Source organism: Parviterribacter multiflagellatus (assembly GCF_056863265.1).
This window is the reverse complement of sequence record NZ_JBXPIZ010000009.1, coordinates 251,872-277,624: the sequence shown is the minus strand read 5'-3', so window position 1 is coordinate 277,624 and position 25,753 is coordinate 251,872. Positions and strand designations below refer to the sequence as shown.

Annotated in this window: 17 protein-coding genes; 9 read left to right on the top strand and 8 right to left on the bottom strand. The window is 73.0% G+C overall.

Features of this window, described 5'->3' with window-relative positions; translation table 11 throughout:
- The first annotated feature begins 156 nt into the window (after positions 1-156).
- The 5 genes from AC1UE5_RS20345 (at position 157) to AC1UE5_RS20325 (ending at position 12,556) form a co-directional block, all read left to right on the top strand.
- Positions 157-10,290 (top strand): RNase A-like domain-containing protein, encoded by a 10,134-nt coding sequence (locus AC1UE5_RS20345; protein ID WP_482926947.1) that lies wholly within the window; start codon positions 157-159, stop codon positions 10,288-10,290.
- Complete coding sequence (locus AC1UE5_RS20340) at positions 10,287-10,571, top strand: contact-dependent growth inhibition system immunity protein (RefSeq protein WP_482926945.1); 285 nt, start codon at positions 10,287-10,289, stop codon at positions 10,569-10,571. Before AC1UE5_RS20345 ends, AC1UE5_RS20340 begins: the two co-directional genes overlap by 4 nt.
- A 61-nt stretch (positions 10,572-10,632) precedes the next feature.
- A complete protein-coding gene (locus AC1UE5_RS20335) occupies positions 10,633-11,583 on the top strand; it encodes an RNA polymerase subunit sigma-70 (protein ID WP_482926943.1) in 951 nt (316 codons plus the stop codon).
- Entirely contained in the window at positions 11,580-11,834 is a 255-nt protein-coding gene (locus tag AC1UE5_RS20330) for a hypothetical protein (RefSeq protein WP_482926941.1), read from the top strand. The genes AC1UE5_RS20335 and AC1UE5_RS20330 overlap by 4 nt, the downstream gene beginning before the upstream one ends.
- A gap of 35 nt (positions 11,835-11,869) precedes the next feature.
- Positions 11,870-12,556, top strand: coding sequence for a DsbA family oxidoreductase (locus AC1UE5_RS20325; protein ID WP_482926939.1), 687 nt, complete (start codon positions 11,870-11,872; stop codon positions 12,554-12,556).
- Positions 12,557-12,559: 3 nt separating this feature from the next.
- On the opposite strand, the gene AC1UE5_RS20320 is transcribed toward AC1UE5_RS20325, so the two are convergent.
- Complete coding sequence (locus AC1UE5_RS20320) at positions 12,560-13,465, bottom strand: dihydrodipicolinate synthase family protein (protein ID WP_482926937.1); 906 nt, start codon at positions 13,463-13,465, stop codon at positions 12,560-12,562.
- Between the two features lie 18 nt (positions 13,466-13,483).
- Positions 13,484-14,227 carry a FadR/GntR family transcriptional regulator gene (locus AC1UE5_RS20315; protein WP_482926935.1) on the bottom strand — a complete coding sequence of 248 codons (744 nt, stop codon included), beginning with the start codon at positions 14,225-14,227 and terminating at the stop codon, positions 13,484-13,486.
- Between the two features lie 29 nt (positions 14,228-14,256).
- Here AC1UE5_RS20315 and AC1UE5_RS20310 point away from each other — a divergent pair, with 29 nt between their 5' ends.
- Both AC1UE5_RS20310 and AC1UE5_RS20305 read left to right on the top strand, forming a co-directional pair.
- Positions 14,257-15,777, top strand: a complete 1,521-nt coding sequence (locus AC1UE5_RS20310) for an aldehyde dehydrogenase family protein (protein ID WP_482926933.1) — start codon at positions 14,257-14,259, stop codon at positions 15,775-15,777.
- 5 nt (positions 15,778-15,782) lie between these two features.
- The gene (locus AC1UE5_RS20305; protein ID WP_482926931.1) at positions 15,783-16,787 is read left to right on the top strand and encodes a proline racemase family protein; all 1,005 of its coding nucleotides are present in this window, start codon (positions 15,783-15,785) and stop codon (positions 16,785-16,787) included.
- A gap of 269 nt (positions 16,788-17,056) precedes the next feature.
- Here AC1UE5_RS20305 and AC1UE5_RS20300 read toward each other — a convergent pair whose 3' ends face one another.
- Entirely contained in the window at positions 17,057-17,617 is a 561-nt protein-coding gene (locus tag AC1UE5_RS20300) for an RNA polymerase sigma factor (RefSeq protein ID WP_482926929.1), read from the bottom strand.
- Positions 17,618-17,750: 133 nt separating this feature from the next.
- Between AC1UE5_RS20300 and AC1UE5_RS20295 the strand changes: the two genes are divergently transcribed.
- Positions 17,751-18,215: a hypothetical protein gene (locus AC1UE5_RS20295; protein ID WP_482926928.1), complete on the top strand. Its 465-nt coding sequence runs from the start codon at positions 17,751-17,753 to the stop codon at positions 18,213-18,215.
- A 5-nt stretch (positions 18,216-18,220) separates the two neighbouring features.
- On the opposite strand, the gene AC1UE5_RS20290 is transcribed toward AC1UE5_RS20295, so the two are convergent.
- Positions 18,221-19,501 (bottom strand): hypothetical protein, encoded by a 1,281-nt coding sequence (locus AC1UE5_RS20290; protein ID WP_482926926.1) that lies wholly within the window; start codon positions 19,499-19,501, stop codon positions 18,221-18,223.
- Between the two features lie 138 nt (positions 19,502-19,639).
- Between AC1UE5_RS20290 and AC1UE5_RS20285 the strand changes: the two genes are divergently transcribed.
- Positions 19,640-21,655, top strand: coding sequence for a glycosyltransferase family 39 protein (locus AC1UE5_RS20285; RefSeq protein ID WP_482926924.1), 2,016 nt, complete (start codon positions 19,640-19,642; stop codon positions 21,653-21,655).
- Here AC1UE5_RS20285 and AC1UE5_RS20280 read toward each other — a convergent pair.
- The 4 genes from AC1UE5_RS20280 to AC1UE5_RS20265 form a co-directional block, all read right to left on the bottom strand.
- A complete protein-coding gene (locus AC1UE5_RS20280; RefSeq protein ID WP_482926922.1) occupies positions 21,634-22,632 on the bottom strand; it encodes a TerC/Alx family metal homeostasis membrane protein in 999 nt (332 codons plus the stop codon). The two genes, AC1UE5_RS20285 and AC1UE5_RS20280, sit on opposite strands and share 22 nt — an antisense overlap.
- A gap of 181 nt (positions 22,633-22,813) precedes the next feature.
- Positions 22,814-24,262 (bottom strand): sensor histidine kinase, encoded by a 1,449-nt coding sequence (locus AC1UE5_RS20275; RefSeq protein ID WP_482926920.1) that lies wholly within the window; start codon positions 24,260-24,262, stop codon positions 22,814-22,816.
- Positions 24,259-24,960, bottom strand: a complete 702-nt coding sequence (locus AC1UE5_RS20270; RefSeq protein ID WP_482926918.1) for a response regulator transcription factor — start codon at positions 24,958-24,960, stop codon at positions 24,259-24,261. Before AC1UE5_RS20270 ends, AC1UE5_RS20275 begins: the two co-directional genes overlap by 4 nt.
- Positions 24,957-25,727, bottom strand: coding sequence for an intradiol ring-cleavage dioxygenase (locus AC1UE5_RS20265; protein ID WP_482926916.1), 771 nt, complete (start codon positions 25,725-25,727; stop codon positions 24,957-24,959). The genes AC1UE5_RS20270 and AC1UE5_RS20265 overlap by 4 nt, the downstream gene beginning before the upstream one ends.
- Between the last annotated feature and the right edge of the window lie 26 nt (positions 25,728-25,753).

Sequence of the window (25,753 nt, the reverse complement as noted above, 5' to 3'; positions counted from 1 at the left end):
ATCGCGAAACACCAATGTCCGTTCCTCCTTTCGGTCGGTCGGGTCTCCTCCGTTCGGTGTCCGAGGACGGTCCACTCGAACGATTGCCCGGCGCACGAGCCGACGTCAAGCTGCCCCGCCAGCGACTGGCAGGGAACGGGACAGGGAGCGCTACGCATGGCACGGGTCGAGAAGGCAGGGGCGCCGCAGCTGCGGGGTGGACGACGGACACGTCGCCTCCGCGTGCTCGCGGTGGTGCTCGTGGCGCTCAGCACGGTCGGTGGCGGCGCCGTCGCCGCCTCGGGCGCAGACAAGAAGCCCGAGGCGAACGTGAACGTGCCGACGGCCAAGGAGCAGGCCGCCGTCGAGCGGCAGATGCGTGAGATGGCCGCGGCAGCGAAGGTCCAGGAGGACCGCCGTGTGCAGGAGCGCCGCACGCCCGAGGCCCGCGCCGCGCGCGAGCGTTCGCGGACGGCGTTTCGCGGACTCGGCGGTGCGGACGCCCGGGCGCTGGCGAAGCAGACCTTCCCGATGGTCTACGCCACGGCGGCGTGGAAGGCACCCGGCCCGGCCGAAGGCGAGCGGATCGAGCGGTACCTCGGTGACCACGGCGCGATCCTCGAGAACGATCGCAAGGGCAAGCACGTGCTGCAGAGCATGTTCCCGCTCCGCGCGCCCGGGGACGACGGGAAGCTTGCGCCCACGGACGCCACGCTCGTGAACACGGCGCAGGGGTTCGAGCCGGAAACCGGCCTCGTCGACCTGACCGTCGCCGACGACGTCACAGCGGGCGTGGCGTTCCCGGCCGCCGGGGTGACCCTGCGCCCGGTCGGCGTCGACGCTGCGACAGCCGCCGCAGGGGAGAAGCTCGGCAAGAGCGTCACCTGGACCGACATCGCCACGGACACCGACTACTCCGTAACGACCACGCCGGACGGCGTCGAGACGTTCCACGTCTTGCGTTCGGCAAGCAGCCCGGAGCGGCTGGCGTTTTCGGTCGACCGGCCCGAAGGGACCGACATCGTGCCCTCGCAGGAGGGCAACGGCGCGACCCTGAAGCGGGGCGATCAGGTGATCGCGACCATCACGCCGCCCGTCGCACGCGGTGCCGACGGCGAGGCCTTCCCGGTCGGGCTGGAGATCACGCCCGAGGGTGTCGCCCTCACCGTCGATCACCAGGACGCGGACATCGCGTACCCGCTGCTGGTCGATCCGGCGGTGATCATCGACCAGCGCTACTGGACGCACAACGCGGGCCTCAACTTCAAAGGCTGGGGCTACACGCAGGTCGGCGCGGCGTTCCACTACGGCGTCGTGAGCGGCTACGGCCGCGGCCTGCAGACGTGGAACATCGCGAACAACTTCTACCCCCAGTTCAGCTGGGGGCAGTGGTACTTCCAGGCGCCGGGGCAGACGCGCATCGATCGCGGCGAGTTCGGAAACATCTACTGGCGCAACGGTGGCGGCGGGCCGCGCATGTGCTTTCAGCAGGGCTTCCAGGACGCGAACTGGAACTGGCTGGGCAGCGTCTTCGACGCCGGCGTCCAGGACCCCACCGACTACCCCGGGCCGTGGACCCACTGCGGCTTCGACTTCGACGACCAGTACCGCGTCCACCAGGTCTCGCCGGCCCCAGCGCCGGCGGGCAACCTGTTCGTGGCGCGGTTCTTCGCCGGAGCGGCGAGCCAGAGCGACGCAACCGCGCTGCTGCGCATCAACGGCGCGGCGGTCGTGATCACCGACTCCGACAACCCAGTCGCGCACGCGCCCGGCGGGATGCCGGGGCCGGCGTGGGGGTCGCATCCGCAGACGCAGTCGGTGTCCATCGTCGCGACCGACGCCGGCCTCGGGATGTCGGACGTGCGCCTGGACGGCCCAGGCGGGGTGCACGGCACCGCGTCAACCGGCTGCAACGCGAACGTGATCGCCGACGCCGTCAACCAGACGGCGATCTCCTGCCCGTACCAGGCGAGCACGACGTTCAACCTCCAGCACCGTGAGGGCGAGCAGATCTACGCGGTGCGCGGCACCGATGCGGTGGGCCTGACCACGGTTCCGCACTACACCACCGTCCGCACGGACTGGTCCGGTCCGGCGACGCCGACGATCAGCGGCGCCATCACGCAGAACCCGAACCTCGCGAAGGGCGATCCGATCCCGCTCACGTTCTCGGCGCACGACGCGTACTCCGGCGTGGCCCGGATCCGCGTCGCCGTCGACGGCGGCCAGCAGCACGATCTCCCCGGCAACGCGTGCGGCAACGCGTACGGCGGCTGCAACCAGTCGCTCTCGAACGCAGCCCACACGTTCAGCACCACCTCCCTGAGTCCGGGCGTCCACGAGATCACGGCGCAGGCGTTCGACGCGGTCGGCCACGCCAGCACCGTTGCCCGGGTCTCGTTCACGATCATCGATCCGACCGCGCCGACGCTGACGGTGTCCGGGGGGGTCAGGAGCAGCCCGCTGGTACCCAACACCAGGCTGGCTGTTACAGCCTCGGATGCGGAGACATCGGTCGCATCGGTGAAGTGGTGGGTCGCCCCGGCGGCGAGCACGGCAGAGACCCCAGATGGGGTCGTCCCGACCGGAGCGCCGCGGTCCCAGCAGTTCTGCTCGTCAGGATGCCCGACGCTTTCGCTGAACTCCGGGTTGCCGACGGCCGCGCCGGGTCGCTACCAGGTCACCGTCGAGGCGCGCAACCAGCAGGGCTCGGCGACGAGGGAGCAGTGGATCATCCACGTCGCGGCGGTCCGCCCGGGGAATCGGGCCAAGCTCGGACTGGAGGAGTGGTTCGACCTCGACGAGACCGACGTCGGCGGAGAGCAGACCGTCTTCGTCAACGGCGAGACCGGGAACGCGGTCTGGCAGAGCGTTCCGACGGTCAACCGCGGCCGGGGACTGAGCGCTCCGGTCACGCTCACGTACAACAGCCAGGAGCGCGGTGGGGTGATCGGTGGCACGCTTGGACGGGTTCCCGTGCTCGGTTCCTCGACGGAGGACAACGCGGCGTTCACCGACGACATGACGGGCCTTGCGCACGACGACGCCGGGCAGGGCTTCTCGCTCTCGGTCGGCGGCGCGACGCGCGTGAACGAGCCGCTCGGCGGCGTCGCCACCGCTGCGGCGATCGAACTGATGATCGGCCCGAACGCCCCTTGGCCCCACTACGCCTACGCCAACACCTTCCTCGGCTACCTCCGGCCTGGATCGACGCTCCCGGGCGACTCTCTGGTGCGCGTCACGCTCACGGATGCAGACGGAACGCGACACACGTTCACCCGAGTGACGGGCCAGACGGCGTGGCAGTCCCCGGCGGGGGTCAACATGCGCCTGCGGTACATCGGCCCGCGCGGAACGAACGCCACCTTCCTTCCGAACGTCGGGACCGCAGCGCAGCTGGCCGATCCTGCCAACTTCAACTGGGAGCTCCTCCGTCCGGATGGCGTACGTCACCAGTTCGACGCTCGCGGCTACCTCCGGCGCACGATCGACCGCAACGGCAACACGACGACCTACGTGTACGCCGCCATCGACGCCGCCACCGGCGATGCTTGTGACCCCACCACGAGCATCGGACGGGTCACCTCTCCGGCCCTCCGCGCGTGCTATCTGCGCCTCGTGGAGGTCCGGCAGCCGACCTGGGCGCCACAGGACGACCCGGCGACGGCTGGCGACGAGCGCGCTCGCCGCGTCACGCTCGACTACGTCATCGACGGCGAGCCGATCTCCAACCTGGTCAGCGGGCGCTTCGGCCTCCGGGCGACGACGCTGGTCGAGTCGACGTCCACGCTCGCACCTCCCGCGCGGGTCCGGCAGATCACCGACGCCGCCGGGCGGGCGTACCGCCTTGCCTACAACGCGGCCGGCCAGCTCACCGAGTTCCGCGAAGCGCACGAGAGCGACTCGGTCGCCGGGCGTGTCACGCGGTTCTCGTACGGTGAGCCGGCAGGCGCGACGGCGGACCCGTGCGGAAGCGGTGTCGCGCCGGCGTCACCGGGCCCTGGCGACGTCAATCAGCTCACGCGCATCGTCCCGGTCGTCGACGGCCAGGAGCAAGCGTCCACCTGCCTGGCCTACGAACCACGAGCCGGCGGCGCGACGCCCGCGCCACGCCGTGTCGCCAGGATCGTCAAGCGTGGCGGTGCGCAGAAGGTGATGCGGTACTCCGCCGCCGGTGCGGTGCCCACGCGCTTCACCGTTCACGAGCAGACGACGGGAACCCGTCACCTCACGCGCGAGAGCGACCTCGACACGAGCGGTCGGCCGACGGTCGTCCGCGAGCGCACGAGCGAGATCGACGGCACGGGCAACGCGACGCCGGTCCCGGGGCAAGGCGCGAGCGAGACCCGGCTCACCTGGAGCGCGGACCACAAGGTCGCGAGCGTCACCGAGGAGAACGGCGCCCTCGACCGCGTGACGACGATGACGTACGCACCCGTCACGGGGGTCCTGGAGGATCGCACCGTCACCGTGGGAACCGCGGGTCAGCCCGGCTTCCAGCGTCGCGCATGGGACTTCGGCTACGACGCGCCCGGCGGGACGATCCCGGACGACGCGCTCGTCGCCGACCTGGACAAGATCGAGCTGCCGGGCGGCCGCCGGTGGGACTTCACCATCGACGAGCAGACCGGCAACGTCACGAAGACGAAGACGCCGGCCGGGGCCACGATGGACACGACCTACGGGACCGGCGGCGTCGTCACCGGCGAGCAGGACGAGATGGGCCGCTGGACGACGTACACGGACTTCGACTCGGGGGGCCTGCCCGGTGTCGTGACCGAGCCGGGCAACCGCGTCTCGGCCTACCGGTACGACGCCCAGGGCAACACCACCCACATCGTCGACCCGCGGGGGCAGATCGCCGACGTCGCCGGCAACGGCGACGCGCCGTACAAGACGCGGCTGACGTACGACGCGTTCGATCGGCTGGTGAGCGAGCGCATCCCGCAGCTCTCCGCGCCGGAGTCGCCAGACGACAACCCGGTGTACATCACGCGGACGCGCAGGTTCGACCGCAATGGCAACCCCACGCAGATCGTTGACGGCGAGGACGAGACGACGACGATCACGTACGACGCCGACGGCGCGCGCACGGCGATCGATCGGCCTGGCTCGAGCGGACGGGAGGTCACGCGGTTCGTGCACGACGGTGCGCAGCGCGTGATCGTGAAGGCCGAGCCGAAGGCCACGTGGAGCGCAAGCGCGGCGGCCAACCTCGCGATGAGCGTCCCGCTCATGTGCGAAAGCCCAGACGTGGTGGGCGCGCGAAGCCACGTGACCGCGTACTGCCTCGACCACCGCGGGCTCCCTCAGGCGGAGGTCCAGTTCTCGAACCGCGCCGGCGACGTCGTGAACCGCGTCAGGTCCTACGCACACGACGCGTTCGGCAACGTGACGGGCGTCGCGGATCCGAATCGCAACTCGCGGACGCACAACGCCGGCATGCCGACCGAGTACCAGGAGCCGGTCGCGGTCCCGGAGGCGCTGGCCAACGCCGCCGACCCGGTCGACCGCCGCTACGGGTTCGAGTACGACCTGCTCGACCGTCGCGTTCGTGCGGTCGAGCACGCGAAGGGCGCTTCCACCGCGAACGACCGCGAGCAGCGGTGGACCTACAACGACACCGACGACCTCGCCTCCGTGACGGTCGAGAACGGGGCAGAGGACCGGCTCACGGCGTTCACCTACGACGACCTCGGACGCCGGCTCACCGAGACGGACCCGCTCGGCCGCATCACGTGCTGGCGGCGCCAGGCCGACGGGCTCGTCACCTCGATCACCACCCCGCGTGGCATGGCGGGCAAGTCGGCGGCCTCCTGCAAGGACGAGCCGCTCGCGGACGGCGCGCTCTTCACGACGACGATGACGTACGACGCGGCCGGGTTCCTCGAGACACGCACGGTTCCGTGGGACGGCGAGGAGTACGGCGGCCGGCCGGACAAGCCGTGGCAGGTGACCTACACCCGCGACGAGGTCGGCGATCCGCTCCAGATCCAGGACGCACGCGGCTTCACGTTCGACAACGAGTTCTTCGACACGGGCGAGCTGCGCGAGACCGAGCGGCCGTCGTGGTGGGCGCTCGACTGGGGCGCCGGCCAGCGCAACCCGCAGCCCGGAGGGCGCTACGGTGGCGGCGAGGTCGCCGACACCGAGGTCGTCCCGGGCGGCCCCGCGCTCGTCGAACGCGGCGGACGCAGCGCGAACGCGCTCCAGTCGGGGCTGCTCCCGAGCAAGCCCGACAGCCTCGGCAAGGGCGACCTCGGCACCGTCGATCGCGCGCCCGCGCCGTACTGGCTCCCGCCCGCCGGCACGACCCGGTTCGAGTACGACGGTGAGCAGCGACTCACGCGGATCGTGGACCCGCTCCTCACGGCCGGCGATCAGCGCCCGGACCGCGCGATCGAGTACGACCCCGCGGGGCGCGTGGCGCTCAAGAAGTGGATGGTCGGCAGCGGCTCCGAGTACATCGAGCACGACTTCTCGTACGACGCCAACGGCAACCTCACGGAGGTCGGCGAGGACTGGAAGCCGGCGGCCGGGAGCGCCAGCGCGATCGACGTCGACACGCAGTTCACGTACGACGGCTACGACCGACGCATCACCCAGACGACGGAGGGCGCGGATCCCAGCGATCCCGACTCGCCCGGACTCAGCGAGGTCACCGAGTTCGCGTACGACGTCAACGACAACTTGCGCCGGTGGCAGACGCCGCGCGGCGAGGACCACGCGTTCACCTACACGCACGACTCGCTCGACCAGCTCGTGACGGAGACCAACCCGATCGCGCTGACGCGCACGTACGGCTACAACCGCGTCGGCGAGCGGACGACGGAGGTCCGCCCCCACGACGTCGCGAACGAGGTGGCCTCGCTCTACACGACGACCTCGACGTACGACTTGGCCGGGCAGCTGAAGACGGTCGCCCGCAAGGTCGACGTGCCGGACGAGGCCGCGCACGACCTGCTGTGGGAGTACGAGCACGACGCCGACGGCAACCTCCAGCGCACGGAGACACCCGGACCGAGCGTCGAGCAGGGCGGGAAGCGCCAGGTCACCGAGGTGATCCACGACGCGCGCGGCCTGCCGTGGAAGACGACGATCAAGGGCGCCGGCGACCAGGCCGGCGTCAAGCGGACGACGGTCACCGAGTACGACGCCAACGGCAACCTGCGGCGCTCCGTGCGACCGGCGGGGCTCGACGGCGACGGGATGCCGGAGTCGCAGGACGATGGCACGAACCTCAGCGCCAACATGACCGCGGCGTCCGAGGAAGCGCACGCGTACGCGTACGACGAGAACGACCTGCTCGTCTTCGAGCGCGTGCCGTGGCGCGGCGGCGAGGACCCCGCGGAGCGGCGTTGGGTCCGGGAGGACGAGCGGGGCTTCGTCACGGAGATCCTGCGTCCGCGGACGGTCGGCGAGAGCCCGGCCGGGCGCACCCTCTTCACGTACGACGCGGCGGGCTGGATCACGTCCAGCACTGACGACCTGCAGGGCCTGCGGCCAAACGAGGAGACGAAGGTCACCTACGCCTACGACGAGCAGGGTCAGCAGACGCGGTGGAGCGCCAAGCCTCGTAGCGACGAAACGGCGCACCGCAACATCCGCTGGACGTACTGGCCGAACGGCGAGGTGAAGCGCCGCACCGGCAGCGTGGATCAGAGCCCGGACGACGAGGGCGGCACGACCAGCCTTCGGTACGACTACTTCTACAACCGCAACCGCTCCCTCGTGCGGGTGGTCGACCAGGACGTCGACCGCGACACGAGCGGCAACCAGTCGCGCATCACGCTCTACGGGCGCGACGCGGCAGAGCGCCAGACGGAGGTCGACGAGACCGACGCCACCGGCGACTCGCAGCGCAACGACGTCGAGTTCCTGTACGACCAGTTCACCGGGGACCTCGAGCGTCGCCGGACCGACGGGCACTTCGAGCCGGTCGTGGACGAGAGCGGCGATCCCGTCACGAACCCGGACGGCTCCCCGCAGAAGCAGTACACGGGAGACGTCCGGCGCTCCACCTCCTTCGTCCACGACTCGCTCGGACGCGAGATCTCGATGCGTGTCGATCCGACGGCGGCGAACGGCGACGACACGGGCGACGACGAGCCGGACCGCACGACCAGCACGCGCTGGTTCGACGGCGGGCAGCTCCGCCTGCGGGTGCGGCCGACCGGGACCCGGGAGACGTGGGAGTGGAACGTCCGCGGCGAGAAGACCGAGCGGTCCCGCGACCCCGAGACGGGGGACACCGAGACGCAGGAGTACACCTACGACGCGAACGGCAACCGGACGCTCGACGAACGCGGCGCGCGGACGGCCCCCGACGACCCGGCCGACGCGTACCTGCGCTACAACGCGCGGGACCAGCTCGTGTACTGGCGGCGGCCGTCCGACCGCGGTCGCGAGAGCCGCCGTGGGTGGGTGACGCGGTACACGCTCGACGAGACGGGCGCTGTCACCCGCAAGCGCGAGATCAGCCCCGACGACGCGGACGCGCAGGACGATCCGGACACGCCGGACATCGACGAGAGCGTCACCGTCGACACGCGGATGAGCCTCCCGGGCGGCCGCATCGACACGATCCGCGTCAACGACCGCGACCAGGTCGCGGGGACCACCGTCCGCCTCCGTCAGAGCTACCGGTACGACGACACGGGTAACGTTCAGCGCGTCTACCACGATGCGTCCTCGACGGATCCCGGCCAGCCGGTGACGCTCGGGGAGCCTCCGCGCGAGAGCAAGACGCCGCAGCAATGTCGCGACGACGACGCCGCGAACCTGCCGGCCGGACGCAAGCGCGTCACCCGGTACTGCTTCGACGAGTTCAACCGGCAGATCTTCGCCTCGGGCTACGGCGAGGACGATCCCACGGCGGTCTACTACGACGGGCTCGACCGGCGGGACCGAACCAAGGTCATGACGACCGGTGGGGCCGACCGCGATCTGACCTACCTGGGCACGACTGAGCTCCTCGCCCGTGAGTCGCCGCGGGGCACGCCCGTCGGTGAGACCCGGTTCGCGTACGACTACACGAGCACCGGCGAGCGGATCGGGCAGCAGTCCTCGCGCGGCGGGAACCGGTTCTACGCATACGACAAGGACGCCAACGGCTCCGTCATCGGTCTCGAGCAGGACGGCGACGGCGCCGAGGCGGCGGGCACGATCCGGTCCTCCGACCGCTACCAGTACGACCCGTACGGCTCGCTGGACGGGGACGAGAACGAGAGCGGCCAGACTGACCAGACGCGGTTCGGCCTCTCCACGCAGGCGAGCGACAACCCGTTCCGCTTCCAGGGCTTCTACGCCGACAGCGGGACCGACTCCTACGACATGCACGCCCGCGGCTACCGCCCGGGTGGGGCGCAGTTCCTCTCGCGCGACCTCTACGCGTCGGCGGCGGGCGACTTCGCGCTCACGGCGGACCTGCTCACACAGAACCGCTACGCCTTCGCGGGCGGCAACCCCGTGACCAACGTCGAGTTCGACGGCCACAGCTACGGCATCGACGGCGGCGGAAGCGTCGGCGGGCCGCGCGACACTAAGAGCCGTCCGACCACGACCGACAGGGCGGTTCCCGCCTCGCAGCAGACGCATTCGGTACTGCCGCAGAACCACCCCAAGCTGACGGCAGCGCGGGAGGCCGTGGCGGTCGCGCTGGACGAGCAAGCCCGCGGTGTCCCGATGCCCAATGAAGTGGGATCGGCGAAGCCGGTGAAGATCGAGAACCCCAACCGGTCGTTGCTCGATCAGATCAAGGGCTCGCGAAAGTGGGTTTCACCCCAGCAGCTCGCCTGCGGCTGTGACGACCCCGACCATCGGCCGGGTGGCTTCGAGCTGGCCATGGAGATGTTCCAGCACTTCGGTCCGATCGCGGGGGTCAAGGCGCCGTCGACGCGGCTTGCTCCTGCGCGTAATGGGCGTGTCGGCCTCCCGGCGCATGAGGCGGGGATGAGCGACGCGAGCGGGCATCTGATGGCCAAGCACGTCGGCAAGAGCGACGGGTACCTTCGGAGTCGGCTGGTGAACGAGCCGAAGAAGAAGATGGTCTCGACCTTCACGAACCGCGGCACGGCTGAGTCGGCGACGAGCGCCTATCTGATGGCCAAGGACTCTGAGATCCAGCTCTGGCTCGCGAAGTCCAAGCCTGGCAGCACGAAGCCCTTCGGCCCACATGCGTTCGAGAACGAGATCGGTACGGTGCTTCGTCGAGATGCGGCAGTCGCCCAGCCCGCGAAGGAGCTTGAGCTGGTCCTGCGCCGTGACACGTCCGACCTCGGCTACCACATCTACACAGGGATGTTGAAGTGAGGACCGTGCTCGGTGACGGACTGCGGCACCTGCTGGGCGGCTACTTCCACGAGGACTTCGATCTCGTCGGCACGGACGTCGGCGAGCTCCTCGCCGCGTTCGTGGCGAACGAGAGCACGGACGTCGTCATCCGGGCGGCCAACGATGCGGCCGCGCTCCTGGCTCGCGGCTTGGGGGAGCAGCGTCTCGCTGCGCTGCTCGACATGTCCTACGACCTCGCCGTCGAAGGCATGACCCACGAAGGACTGCTTCGCGAGGTCGCTGCGTTGCGACCGCGATGAGGAAACGCGCCTCGCGCCGTCACACGTGCGACAACCCTCTCGAGGAGGCACGATGGTGGACATGGGCGAGGCGACGGTGGAGCGGGCGGAGTTCGAGGCGGCGGCCGGGAGGCACCGGCGGGAGCTGCACGTGCACTGCTACCGGATGCTCGGGTCGCTGGAGGACGCCGAGGACGCCGTGCAGGAGACGTTCCTGCGCGCGTGGCGGCGGCGCGAGACGTACGCCGGCCGCGCGTCGCTGCGCGCGTGGCTGTACAAGATCGCGACGAACGCGTGCCTCGACGCGCTCGAGAAGCGGCCGCGACAGCCGACGCCGGTCGAGGTGGTCGGCACGGGCGAGATGGCGACCGAGGTGCTGTGGATCGAGCCGTACCCGGATCGGCTGCTCGAGCCCGAGGCCGTGACCGTCGCGCGGGAGACGATCGAGCTCGCGTTCATGGTCGCGCTCCAGCACCTGACCCCGCAGGCACGCGCGGTCCTGATCCTCCGCGACGTGCTCGGCTGGTCGGCGAAGGAGAGCGCGGCGCTGCTCGAGACCACGCCGCAGGCGGTCAACAGCGCGCTCCAGCGGGCGCGCGCCGGGCTCCAGCAGCACCTGCCCGCGGAGCGCGCGGACTGGAGCGCCGCCGACGGCGCGGGCGCGGACGACCCGCTGCTGCGGCGGTACATGCAGGCCACCGAGGAGGCCGACGTCGAGGGCCTGAGGGCGCTCTTCCACGACGACCTGCGGTTCTCGATGCCACCGCAGACCGGCACCTACCACGGCCGCGACACGGTGGTCGACGGCTGGGTCGAGGGTGGGTTCGGCTCGCCGGAGATCGGCAAGTTCGTGTGCACGCTCACGTTCGCGAACCGCCAGCCCGCGGTCGTCAACTACGTGCTCAAGCCAGGCGCCGAGCGGCCGGAGCTGTTCGCCATCGACGTCCTGAGCATCGACCACGGCCTGATCCGGGAGGTCGTCGCGTTCAGCGGCAAGGCGATGGACGCGTTCGGGCTCCCGCGGACGCTGTGACCGCGTTCGAGCGCCGCACCGCGACGCTCGACCCGCACGCCACGCGCGCCTTCCACGACGCCGAGTGGCGCGACGCGCTCGTGTGGGTGGAGCGCGGCGCGGTGGAGCTGGAGGGCGTCAGCGGCGCGCGGGAGCGGTTCGGCACCGGCGCGCTGCTGTGGCTCGCCGGCGTGCCGCTCCGCGCGCTCCACAACCCGGGGGAGGAGCCGGCCGTGATCGTGGCGATCTCGCGCTACTCTCCGATGGAGTAGTTGTCTGTGCAACCTCCCCGGAGTTGAGTGTCGTCGTGAACGTCGAGATCTGGTCTGACATCGCGTGCCCGTGGTGCTACGTCGGCAAGCGCCGGTTCGAGGCCGCGCTCGCGCAGTACGAGCACGCCGACGAGGTCACCGTCACGTGGCGCTCGTTCGAGCTCGACCCGGGCGCGCCGGCCAGGTACGACGACGACGTCGCGACGCGGCTGGCCCGCAAGTACGGCACCTCGCGGGAGCAGATGGTCGCGTCGCAGGCCCAGCTCGCGGCGACCGCCGCCGGCGACGGGCTCGAGATGAACTTCGAGCAGTCGCAGGGCGGCAACACGTTCGACGGCCACCGCGTGGTGCACCTCGCCGAGCAGCACGGCAAGCAGGACGCGATGAAGGAGCGCCTCTTCCGCGCGTACTTCACCGAGGGCGAGCTCGTCTCCGACCACGAGACGCTCACCCGGCTCGCGCTCGAGGTCGGTCTCCCGGAGGACGAGGTCCGCGAGACGCTCCTCACCGAGCGCTACGCCGAGGAGGTCCGCGACGACGAGCGCACCGCGTCCCAGCTCGGCATCACCGGCGTCCCGTTCTTCGTCGTCGACCGCAAGATCGCCGCGTCCGGCGCTCAGGCCCCGGAGATCCTCCTCGAGCTCCTCCGCCAGGGCCGCCCGGAGCCGCAGATCCCCGTCGTCACCGGCGGAGAGGCCTGCGGCCCGGACGGGAACTGCTAGCGCCTACGCGGCGGCGGCCGGGGTCCGCGGACGCAGCAGCGCGAGCGCCGCGTCGAGGGCCTCGACCTCCGCAGGCTTGAGCGGGCCGCGCGGCGGGCGGGACGGTCCGCCGCGGCCCGTGCCCAGCGCGTCCATCCCGGCCTTGAAGTACTGCACGAGCTTCGGGGTCATGTCGAAGCGCGCGAGGGGGAGCTGGCGCAGGTAGGCCTCGCGCGCCGCGACGAGGTCGCCCGCGCGCACCAGCTCCACGAGGCGCACGCACTCCTCGGGCACGACGACCGCGACGCCGCTCACCCAGCCCGTCGCCCCCGCGGCGAGGCCTTCGAGCGCCCAGTCGTCGCCGCCGACGAGCACGTCCACGCGCTCCCCGACCGCGGCCACCAGCGCCGCGATGCGCCGCGCGTCGCCGGAGCACTCCTTGACCGCGCCGATCGCCGGCACCCGGGCGATGATCTCGACGAACTCGTCCGCCGAGAGGTCCGTGCCCGACGCCGGCGGGTTGTTGTAGGCCATGACGGGGAGCCCGGCGGCGGCGTCCGCGACCGCGCCGAGGAAGTCCGCGATCTCGTCGAGGTCGCCCGCGTAGAGCAGCGGCGGCAGCGACATCACCGCGTCGGCGCCCAGCTCCCGCGCGTCGGCGGCGTAGGCGGTGGCGAGCGCCGTGGAGCCCGCGGACACGCCGACGGTCACCGGGATGCGGCCGGCGCACCGCTCCACCACGGTCGCGACCGTCCGCCGGCGTTCGTCGCGGTCGAGCGAGCCGCCCTCGCCCATCGTGCCGTTGACGACGATGCCCTCGATGCCCGCGGCGAGCAGCACGTCGACGTTGGCGGCGAGCGCCGGCTCGTCGATCCGGAGGTCGTCGGTGAACGGGGTGGTGACGGCGGGGATGATGCCGGTGAAGCGCATGTCGGCTCCTGGTCCTGGTCAGTCGAGGGTCATGTAGCGGCGCACCCGCTTGAGGTGCTCCGCGGCGTACAGGCGGGCGGCGCCCTCGTCCCCGGCGGCGATCGCCTCGAGGATCATGCGGTGCTCGGCCATGTGGATGCGCGTCCTGCCGGGGACGGCGATGGAGTCGTCGCGCAGCTGCTGCCACAGCGGCTCGTCCATCATCTCGGCGACGTGGGCGGCCATGTGGAACAGGACGGAGTTGCCGGAGAGGTGGGCGATCGCGCGGTGGAAGGCACGGTCGGCCTCGTTCCAGCGGGCGCGCTGGTCGGGGTCGGTCGGGTCGCCGGCGGCCTCCATCGCGTCCACGTACGGCATGAGCGCCGCGGCGGCGTCCGCGCCGCCGACGCGCGCGGCGATCGCGGCCGTCTCGGGCTCGACGATGAGGCGCGCGTCGAGCAGCTCGGACGGGCTCGTCGTGTCCGACGGCTCCTCGGGCTGGTGGAGGAGCGCGTCGAGCGCGTCCGCCCGGACGAAGGAGCCGGCGCCCTGCCGCGTCTCGACGACCCCTTCGACCTGCAGCAGCGCGAGTGCCTCCCGCACCGCGTTGCGGCCGACCCCCATCCGCTGGGCCAGCTCGCGCTCGGAGGGCAGGCGCTCGCCCGCGGCGATGCGGCCCGTGGCGACGGCGTGCCGGAGGTGTTCGGCGACCTGCTCGTGGCGCTGGCTGACACGCACGGGGAGGACGTCGAGGCGGGGGACGGTGCGGGGTGGTTCTGTCATCGGACCGGACTGGTACCGTAGCGGAACCAATGCCTGCCGACCACCCCACCATCGCGTCCGTCGACCCGCGCACGGCCACGATCCTCGACCAGCTGCCCGCCGACGGAGCGGAGAAGCTCGACGCGCTCGTCGCCCGCGCGGCGGCCCTGCACGACGACGGCGTTCTGCGCCCGCTCCCGGCCCGCGCGGCGCTCCTGCGCGCGTGCGCCGACGCCCTCGAGGCCGACCGCGCGCGGATCGTCGCCACGTGCGACGCCGAGACCGGGCTGGGCGAGGTCCGGCTCAACGGCGAGCTCGCGCGGACGACCGGGCAGCTTCGCGCGTTCGCCGGCGTCGCGGAGAACGGCGAGGTCCTCGACGCGATGCTCGACGCGCCGGTGCCCGACGCGACACCGCCGCGGCCCGACGTGCGGCGGATGGAGGTCCCGGTCGGGCCGGTCGCGGTGTTCGGGGCGAGCAACTTCCCGCTGGCGTTCGGCGCGGCCGGCGGCGACACGGCGTCGGCGCTCGCGGCAGGCTGCCCGGTCGTGGTGAAGGCGCACCCGGCGCACCCCGCGACGGGCCTGCTGGTGGCGGAGGCGCTGCGGCGGGGCGCGGTGGCCGCGGGGCTCCCGGACGACGTGGTCAGCCACCTGCTGACCGACGACGTGGAGCTGGCCGGCCGGCTGGTCGACGCCGAGCCGATCGCGGCGATCGGGTTCACGGGCTCGCTCGCGGCGGGCGCGGCGATCACCCGGCGGGCGGCGGCGCGGCCGGTGCCGATCCCGGTCTACGCGGAGATGGGGAGCGTCAACCCGGTCGTCGTGACGCCCGGAGCGGCGCGCGTGCGCGCGGGGGAGATCGCCTCAGCGCTGGCGGTGAGCCTGGCCGGCAACGCGGGGCAGCTGTGCACGAAGCCGAACCTCGTGCTCGTCCCCGACGACGCGGACGGTCGTGCGCTGGTCGACGAGCTGGCGGCGCGGCTCGGCGAGGTCGGGCCGCAGCCGATGCTCAACCGCCGCCTGTGCGCGGCCGTGGGGGAGGACCTCGGGCGGCTCGACGCCGTCGAAGGGCTGGAGCGCGCGGCGCCGGCCGGCGACCCGGCGCCGGGCTACCAGCGGGTGTTCGCGCTCTACACCGGTCGCGCGTCGGAGCTGCTGGACGAGCAGGAGGTCTGGCACGAGCACTTCGGCCCGGTCGCGATCGCGCTGACGTACACCGGCGAGGGCGAGCTGCTGCGCGTGCTCGAGCGCGCGGGCGGGCAGCTCACGGCGACGCTCCACGCGGAGGAGGAGGACGGGGAGCTGGCCGCGCTGCTGTCACGGCGGCTGGCGTCGATCGCGGGCCGCGTGGTGTTCGACGGCGTGCCGACCGGCGTCGCGGTGACGCGCGCGATGGTCCACGGCGGCCCGTGGCCGGCGACGTCCGCGCCGGCGACCACGTCCGTCGGCCTGACGGCGCACCGCCGGTTCACGCGCCCGGTGGCGTGGCAGAACGCGCCGGCCTGGGCGCTGCCGGCCGAGCTGCAGGACGGCAACCCGCTCGGCATCGTCCGCCGCGAGGCCGAGTAGCGGCGATGCGCTCGCGGACGCTCCTCACCGTCGTCGACACCCACACGGAGGGGATGCCGACGCGCGTGCTCACCGCGGGCGTGCCGCCGCTGCAGGGCGCGACGATGCGCGAGCGCCAGGCGGACTTCGCGGCCCGCCACGACGCGGCGCGCATGCTGCTCATGCGCGAGCCGCGCGGGCACCGCTCGATGGCCGGCGCGGTGCTGACCTCGCCGTGCGACCCGGCCGCGCACTTCGGCCTGCTCTTCCTCGAGGTGTGGGGCTTCCTGCCGATGTGCGGCCACGCCACGATCGGGGCGGCGACCGCGGTGGTGGAGACCGGGCTCGTGCCGGCGACCGAGCCCGAGACGGAGGTCGTCTTCGACACCCCCGCCGGGCTCGTGCGCACGACGGTCACGGTGCGCGACGGGCGCGCGGTGAGCGTCCGGCTGCGCAACGTGCCGTCGTTCGTCCTGGAGGCCGGGACGACGCTCGCGGTCGACGGGCTCGGCGAGGTGACCTACGACCTCGCGTACGGCGGCAACTGGTACGTGATCCTCGACGCCGCCGACGTCGGCCTGGCCATCACGCCCGAGCACGCGCCGCGGCTGCTGCGCACGGGCATGGCGATCATGCGCGCGGTGCAGGCGCTCGGTCACCCGGCCCACCCGGTGCTGGGCGACGTGGGGCCGGTCGCGCACGTGGAGCTGGTGGAGCGGACGCCCGAGGGCGGCCGCAACGCCGTCGCCATCGACCCCGGCTGGCTGGACCGCTCGCCCTGCGGCACCGGCACGAGCGCGCGCGTCGCGCAGCTCGCCGCGCGCGGGGAGCTGGCCGTCGGCGACACGTTCGTCCAGCGCTCGCTCCTCGACCGCACCTTCACGGCCACGATCGTCGCCGCCGCCGACGAGGGCGGCGTTCCCGCGGTCATCCCCGAGGTCGAAGGCAGCGCGTGGATCAGCGCGTTCGGCCAGCACGTCCTCGACCCGACGGACCCCTTCCCCGACGGCTTCCTGCTGGACGAGGGGTAGCGCCGCGCCGGCCGTCGGCGGTACGCCGCGACGACACGGCCGTTCGTGCGGCTCGCCACACCTCTTCCCACCGGTCGAAGCGCCCCGCGGGAATCTCCGACGGGCGGTCGATTGGGAGAGCCCCGACGCCTCCGTACCTTGAATGACGCGGCCGGGCCTGACCCACCCGGACGAGACATGCGAGCGACGGACGGGGCCGGGGACGGGACAGCGCCGGCCCCGTCCGGAGCCGCACTTCGGAGGAGGAGCGGGCGTCGCGCCGTCGCGGGCTACGCGGCGGCGCGAAGCACCGCACGCTGCCGCAGGCGACGCCGCGCGGCGAAGACCGACTGGCGCGCGGCGAGCGGGGTGACGTCCATCCGGGCGGCGACGTCCGGGTAGTCGCGCCCAGCGATCTCCCGCTCCACCAGCGCACGCTGCTGCTTGGGCGGCAGCGCACGGACGTCAGCGACGACCGCCCGCCACGCCTCCCGCCGGAGCACCACGTCGGCGACCGACGGCGCGACGAGGCGCGGGTGGTCGGCCAGCTCCGAGAGCGGTGCGTGCTCGCGGCGGCGGCGCACGACGTCGATCGCGGTGTTGCGCACGATCCGGAACAGCCACGGCTCGACCGCGCCCGCGGGCCCCAGCCCGCCACCCGACCCGCCGCGCAGCGCCGACAGCGCGCGGAGCATCGCGGTCTGCACCACGTCCTGCGCCTCGTGCTCGTCGCGCACGACCGACCGCGCGTACGCCCGCAGCCGCGGCGCGAAGCGGCGGTAGAGGTCGGTGAACGCGCCGTCGTCGCCAGCGGTGAGCCGGCGCGCGAGGGTCTCGGAGGAGGGGAGCACGGAGCGAGCATCGGCCCGCACGCTGAGGCCGGCGTGTGGTGAACCTGGGAGGAACCTGAGAGCGCGCCGCCGCTCAGCGAGCTCCCAGCCGCGGCGCACGGCGCGCCCAGCCGGCCCGCCGATCCTCGAACCCATGAAGAACCGCAAGCGCAAGCTCCTCGCCGTGCTCGGTGCCACCGCCCTCGTGGCGACCGGATGCGGCGCGGCCTCCTCGTCCGACGACGCCGCGCAGACCGCGAGCGCCTCGTCGGCGCAGACGTCCACCACCCAGCAGCAGCCGAGCACGAGCGATCAAGCGCCGCAGGGCGGCGGCCCGGACGTCAGCGCGCTCGCAGAGACGCTCGGCGTCAGCGAGTCGGAGCTGCAGACCGCGATGCAGGAGCTCCGCCCCGACCAGTCCGGCAGCGGCACGACCGGCCAGCCGCCCGACCAGTCCGGCATGGCGGCGAAGCTCGCCGAGGCGCTCGATCTCGACGAGGACACGGTCGCCGACGCGCTGGCCGACAGCATGCCGGCGCCGCCGAACGGCGCGCAGGGCGGCCAGCCCCCGGCGCAGGACGGTGCCACCACGACACCGAGCGACGCCACCCAGTCTTAGGCGGCTCAGCGCTTGGGCGGGACCTTCACGCGCACGCGCACGGTCGTGCTCGAGCCTGACGGCGAGGTCGGGTGGACCACGAGCACGACCGTCCGCAGCCGCGCCCGCCGCGCCCGCGCGATCAGCTTCTTCGACACCCGCAGCCGCGCGGTGAACGTCGCGTGCGCGGCCGTCGTCCGGTAGGTCCGCGACCCGAGCGCCTTCGCGAGCACGCGCGACGTCCCGCGGTCCTGCGTCCGCAGTGACGCCCGCACCGTCCCGCGGCACCGCCGGTCCGCCGCGCGGCACCGCGCGCGCACGACCAGCGTCCGCGCGCCCTTCTTCGCGCTCCACACGGCCGTCCACCGCAGCGAGGCCGCCGTCTTCGCTGCCGCGACCGGCCCGCGCAGCTGCTCGACCAGCGCGGCGTAGCTCGGCCGCAGCGAGCCGTCGGGTCGCACGAGCCCTGCGTCGAACCGGTCCCGTGCGCCCGCGCGCCAATGGTAGACGTACAGCCGCCCGATCCGCGGGCGCCCGCGCGCGATGGTGAACGCCTGCCGCACCGCCGCAGCCGCCCGGGTCTCGTTCGTGGTCAGCGTGACGGCGCCCGAGAGCCCGCGCAGGGTCACGATCCCGCCCGTCTCCTCGAGCCACAGCTCGCCCGGCACCGTCCGCAGCACCGCGTCGGTCGAGGTCGTCCGCTGGTAGGTCGCGTCGCCGTAGTTGTGCAGGCCCCACAGCTGAGGGTCGGCGCTCGTGGCCGCGCGGAACCGTTCCAGCCACGCGACGTACGCGCCGGAGTCGAGCACGGCCCCCGCGACGACCGCGCAGCCCGCGCACGCCGCGCGCAGCTCCTCGTAGTACCCCGCGACGAGCTCCGGCCGCCCGCTCACCGGCTGCGACTGGTGGTTGGCCTCGTTCCAGGTCGTGTACGTCCGCACCGCGGGGAACCGGGCGATGAACGCGCGCACCGCCGCCGCGTACTGCGCCCGGCTCGGCGCGCTGCACGGCGCGGCGGGGCAGCGCGTCGCGCGCGGGTGCTCGAACGCGACGTGCGGCTCGGCTCCCGCCGCGCGCACGACTTCGAGCCAGTGCTGCACCCGCGCGGGCTCGGTCGTCGCCGCGTCGTAGGGCACCACGAGCCGCGCGTAGCGGAGCCCGAGCGCGGTCGCGCGGCCATCCTGCCAGGTCGCGGCGTTCTGGTCGGCGAGCCCGACGACGTACGCGCCGGCGGCGGCGGGGGAGCGGGCGAGCAGGAGGCCGGCGAGCGTCAGCGCGGCGAGGAGGAGCGGGGCGAGGCGGAGCATCGGACGGACGACGCGCGAGCGCCCGCGGACGTTAGGCGCCGCGGGACGTCCGGTCGAGCCGCGGGCGCGCCGGCGGTCTCAGGTGGCTCCCAGCCTCCTCTCACAGCGACCTCGCGGACCGCCCCGATGCTCGCTCCCATGAGCGACTACGTCTCCGCCCTGCGGCCCAGTGCGCCTGCGCCTCCGCGCGATCGCGCCGCGCGCCGCCCGGGCCAACCCGACGGCCTGCGCGGCCGCCTCGGCCGCGCTGCGACGCCGCCCGGCCAGCCCCGCTGGGTCAGGCCCGGCCTGGTCGCCGTGCTGCTGCTCGCCGCGGTCCTGTGCCTGTGGGACCTGACGATCAACGGCACGTCGAACACGTACTACGCCGCGGCGGTGCGGTCGGCGAGCGAGAGCTGGAAGGCGTGGTTCTTCGGCGCGCTCGACCCCGGCAGCTTCATCACGGTCGACAAGCCGCCGCTCTCGATCTGGCTCATGGGGCTGAGCGCCCGCATCTTCGGGTTCGGGAGCTTCTCGATGCTGCTGCCGCAGGCGCTGTGCGGGATCGGCGCGGTGGCGTTGCTGTTCGCGACGGTCCGGCGGGTCTTCGGCGACGCGGCCGGCCTCGCCGCGGCGGCGCTGCTGGCGGTGACGCCGATCTCGGTCGCGGTCGCGCGCGTCAACAACCCCGACGCGCTGCTGATCCTGCTCATGGTCGCCGCCGCGTACTTCGTCGTGCGCGCGCTCGAGTCGGAGCGGACGCTGCACCTCGTCTTCGCCGGCGCGCTCGTCGGCCTCGCGTTCATGACGAAGATGCTCCAGGGCTGGATGATCGTGCCGGCGCTCGGCGCGGTCTACCTGCTCGCGGGGCGCCCTGCGCTCCTCACGCGCGTCAAGCAGCTCGCGCTGGCGGGCGTGTCGATGGTCGCGGTGAGCGCCGCGTGGCCGCTCGTGGTGACGCTGTGGCCGGGCTCCAAGCCGTACATCGGCGGCAGCGAGGACGGCTCGGTGTGGAACCTGATCCTCGGCTACAACGGCTTCGGCCGCCTGACCGGCGGCGAGGGCATGGGCGGCGGTGGCGGGCAGGGCGCGTCGTTCGGCGGCGTGCCGAGCTGGCTGCGGCTCTTCAACGAGAACGTCGGCGCGCAGATCGCGTGGCTGCTGCCCCTGGCGGGCCTGTCGCTCGTCGCGGGCCTGTGGCTCACCCGCCGCGCCGCGCGGACCGACCTCGCACGCGCCGGCTGGATCCTGTTCGGCGTCTGGGCGCTGGTCCACGTCGTGATCTTCAGCAAGGCGCAGGGCACGTTCCACCCGTACTACGTGAGCGCGATGGCTCCGGCCGTCGCGGCGCTGGCCGGCGGCGGCGTCGTGGCGCTGGCGCGCGCGGCCCGGCGGTCGTGGCCGGCCTACGGCGCGCTCGCGGCCGGCGTCGGCGGGACCGCGTGGATGGCGGTCGAGCTGCTCAGCCGCACGCCGGACTTCGCGCCGTGGCTGCGGGTGGCGATCCCGGTCGCGGCGGGCGTCGCGATCCTCGCGGGCGTCGCGCTGCGGTTCCCGCACGGCCGCGCCCGCGCCGCCCTCGCGCTCGCGCTGGTCGCCGGCACGTTCGCGATCGCCGCCGGCCCGGCCTCGTACTCCGTGGCCTCCGTCGACCGCTCGCTCAACGGCAACAACGTCCTCGCCGGGCCGGCGTCCGTCGGCCAGGGCGGGATGCGCGGCGGCCCGGGCGGTGGCGGCGGCTTCGACGGTCGCGCGATGCGCGGCGCCCCGCCTCAGGGCGCTACCACGGGCGGCCCGCCGAGCGGCGGCGGCATGGGCGGCGGCTCGGTCTCCGACGAGCTCATCACCTACCTGCAGGAGCACCGCGACGGCGCGAAGTACCTGCTGGCCGCCAGCGGCTCCCAGACCACGGCGCCGATCATCATCGAGACCGGCGAGGCGGTCGTGACGATCGGCGGGTTCACGGGCAGCGACCCGGTGCCGACGGCCGACCAGCTCGCGCAGATGGTCGCCGACGGGGAGCTCAAGTACGTGCTGCTGTCAGGCGACGGCGGCGGGCGCGGCGGGCCGGGCTCGACGTCCACCGCGCTCCAGGAGTGGATCCAGGAGCACGGGACGGTCGTCGAGGACGTCGAGACCGGCTCGGGGACGCTCTACCTGGTCTCGGCCAGCTGAACGTCCTCGTCGGACCGCGGCGCGGGCGCCCCCTCGGGGGTGTCCGCGCCGTCGCCGTGCCCGGCCGCCCGCGGCCGCGCCAGCGACGCCCCGACCGCCACGGCGAGCGTCAGCACGATCACCACGAAGGACAGCCACGACGGCATGTGCCACACGTCGGTCAGGAGCATCTTCACGCCGACGAACCCGAGGATCACGGCCAGGCCGATGTTCAGGTAGTGGAACCGGTCCATCATGCCCTTGAGCAGGAAGTACAGGCTCGTCATGCCGAGCAGCGAGAACGCGTTCGCGGCGAAGACCACGTAGGTGTCGCGGGAGATCGCGAAGATCGCCGGGACCGAGTCGACGGCGAAGAGGACGTCGAACGCGGCGACCATCACGAGGCAGGCGAGCAGCGGGGTCGCGATGCGCTTGCCGGTGTCCTTCGCGGTGGAGAAGAACTTGGAGCCGTCGTAGTCGCCGACCGCGATCACGCGCCGGAGCGTCCGCATCGCGAACGTGTTGTCGACGTCCACGTCGTGGTCGTCGCCCTGCATCGCCAGGCGGATCGCGGTGATGACGAGGAACGCGCCGAAGATGTAGATCGTCGCGTGGAAGGCGTCCAGCGCGGCGGCGCCGAGGAGGATGAAGATCGTGCGCAGGACGATCGCGCCGGCGATGCCCCAGATCAGCACGCGGCGCTGCGACGCGACCGGCACGCTGAAGTAGGCCAGCAGGACCGCGAAGACGAAGAGGTTGTCGAGCGACAGCGACTTCTCGATCAGGAAGCCCTGCAGGTACTCGCCTGCAGCGGCGTCACGATCGGAGATCGCGGCGATGACGCCGGTGAACGCGAGGCCGAGCGCGGTCCAGCCCGCCGACCACCAGGCGGCGGCCTTCAGCGTCGGCTGCGCGCCCTCGTGGCGGTGGCCCTTCAGGTCGAAGAGCAGCAGCGCGACGATGCCGACGGCGAGCAGGATCCAGGCGAGTGCGGGCATGGGTGTGGACGAGCCTCCAGAACGAGCTGCCTGGGCAGGCAGGCGGGTTTGGAGGTTTCTCCCGTCCGGGGCCTCGCACGGAGGAGCTCGGACCGACGCGCCGGGCCCAGATCGCTGGACCGTGCTGACGAACGCGCCGTTCGCAGGGGTACTTCCCTTCGGCGGACAGGGTAGCGGGACGTCAGTGCGCGGGGAGGTCCACGACGAACCGGGCGCCGGCGGGCCTGCCGTCGTGGCCGGGCACGTTGGACGCGCGCACGGTCCCGCCGTGCGCGGTGACGATGCCGTGGACGATCGCGAGGCCGAGCCCCGCGCCCGCCGGGCCGCGCCCGCGCGCGACGTTGTCGGCGCGCCAGAAGCGCTCGAACAGCGCGTCGCCGTTCGCGGGCGGCAGGCCCGGCCCCTCGTCGCGCACCTCGAGCCGCACGCGCCCGCCGTGGCGCGCCACCGCGACCGTCACCGGCGTCCCCGGCGGCGTGTGCACCAGCGCGTTGCGGGTGAGGTTGAGCAGGACCTGGCGGAGCTGGTCGGCGTCGCCGAGCACGACCGTGTCCTCCTCGGCTGCCTGCAGCACGACCGGCCGGTCGGGCGCCGCCGCGCGCGCGTCGTCGGCCGCGTCGCGGGCCAGCTCGGCCACGTCGACCGGCTCGCGGACCGCGTCGCGCACCTCGTCCAGCCGGGCGAGCAGGAGCAGGTCCTCGACGAGCACGCCCATCCGCGCCGCCTCCTGCTCGATCCGGCTCATCGCCTTCTCCGCGCCGTCGGGGTCGCGCGCCGCGCCCATCCGGTACAGCTCCGCGTAGCCGCGGATCGACGACAGCGGCGTGCGCAGCTCGTGCGACGCGTCCGCGAGGAACGTCCGCAGGCGGTCCTCGCTCTCCTGCCGCTCCTCGAACGCCTCCTCGATCTGGTGGAGCATCGCGTTGAGCGAGACGCCGAGCCGGCCGACCTCCGTGCGGTCGTCGGCGGGGGAGACCCGCTGCGACAGGTCGCCCGCGGCGATGCGGCCGGCGGTCTCGCCGATCCGGTCGAGGGGCCGCAGCGAGATGCGCACGACGTAGAAGCCGACGCCGCCCATCAGCAGCAGCACGACCCCGATCACGACGCCCTCGGTCAGCAGCAGCCGGTCGAGCTGCGCGTCGACCTCCGACAGCGGGAACGCGACGACGGTCGTCCCGCCGCTCGGCGCCGGGAACGCGGTCACGCGGTAGTCGAGCGAGCCGTCCTCGGACGGGACCGTGACGAGGTCGCCGACCCGCACGTCCGCCGGCAGGTCCGGCGGGGAGGGCTCCGTCTCGTCGAACGTCAGCACGACGGGGCTCCCGACGGGGTCCCCGGCCGCGTTGCGCGACTCGCCGTAGACGCCCGGGGTGAGGGAGAACCCGGGCTCGCGTCCGCCGCCCGGCCCGCCGCCTCCGCCCTTGTCGAACGGCGGCAGCGCGGTTCCGTTCTGCTCGGCCAGCGCGCGCGACACGGCCCGCTCCGCGGTCTGGATCTGCTCGTCGACGCGGTCGTTGAGGAAGCTGCGCTGCTGGGTGTAGACGACCGCGCCCAGGACGAGGAACCCGACGGTCGCCAGCGCGATCACCCCGGCGAGCAGCCGGGCACGCAGCGACGCGAGCCGGATCATCGCGGCAGGCGCAGCGCGTAGCCGATGCCGCGCGCCGTGTGGATGAGCGGCGGCCCGTGCTTGTCGAGCTTCTTGCGCAGGTAGCTCACGTACGTCTCGAGCACGCGCCCGTCGCCGCCGAAGTCGTACTCCCACACGTTGTCGAGCAGCTGGGCACGGCTGAGAACCCGCCGCGGATTGAGGAGGAAGTAGCGCAGAAGGCGGTACTCCGTCGCGGTGAGCTCGATCGGCTCGCCCGCGCGGGTGACCTCGCGCGTCTCCTCGTCCATGACGAGGTCCTCGAAGACGAGCTCGTGCGACTCCTCCTCGACGGCGCCCGTGCGCCGCAGGATCGTGCGGATGCGGGCGACGAGCTCCTCGAGGCTGAACGGCTTGGTGACGTAGTCGTCGCCGCCGGTCGTCAGGCCGCGGATCTTGTCGGGCGTCGCGTCGCGCGCGGTGAGGAAGACGATCGGCACGTCGGCGCGGGAGGCGCGCAGCTTCTCGGCGACGTCGAAGCCCTCCATGTCGGGAAGCATCACGTCGAGGACCATCAGGTGCGGCTTGAACGCGGCGACCTGGTCGATCGCGCCCTGGCCGGTGCCTGCGGACTCCACCTCGAAGCCCTGGTAGCGGAGCGCCATCGAGACGACGTCGACGATGTTGGGCTCGTCGTCGACGACCAGGATGCGGTGGGGGTCGGGCGCGGTGGAGGTCATGCCTTGCGGACGTCGAGGGAGATCGCGCCGAGCACCTCGGTCTCGGTCTGCTCGGCGAGGGAGAGGATCATGCGCTGGTCGAAGATGCCGTCCGCGTCGTTGCGCATGTCGCGCGCGCCGCGGTCGGTGTAGGGCGCCTTCGCGTGGACGCGGTCGGTGACCTCGTCGTCGAAGTAGAGCTGCGTGGTGAGGACGGTCTGCCGGTCGAGGTGGACCTTCGCGTGGATGTGGACCGTCCGGCCCTGGTACCAGCCGGGGTAGATCGTCCGGAACTCGGCGATGCCGTCGGCGTTCGTCGCCTGGGCGCCGCGGAGGAACCGCTCGCCCTCGGTGGAGCCGCCCTGCTCGAACCCGGAGTACGCGCCGCCGGCGTCGCAGTGCCAGAGGTCGACGACGGCGGACTCGATCGGCTCGCACGATTCGGCGTCGCGGACGCGGATCGCGAGGCGCAGGAGCGTGCCGTCGCGGTCCTCGCGGATGTCGGAGCGGATCGCGTCGGCGTCGAAGTAGTACGGGCCCTCGGTCTGCTCGGCGGTCAGCGAGCAGGACGCCGCGCCCTCGCGGTCGAGCAGCTGCGCCGCATCGGTGGCGGTGGCGGTCTTCGGCTGGACGGTCGTGGTGCCGCCGGTAGTCGTCTCGACGGTGGCGGTGGTCGCGTCCGCGTTCGGCGCCGGCTCGTCCTTCCCGCACGCGGCGAGCAGCGAGCCGAGCGTCACGCTCCCGAGCCCGGCGAGCGCGCGGCGGCGGGTGATCCGGCTGGAGGTCATGGCGGTGATGTTCCCCCGCGCGGGTG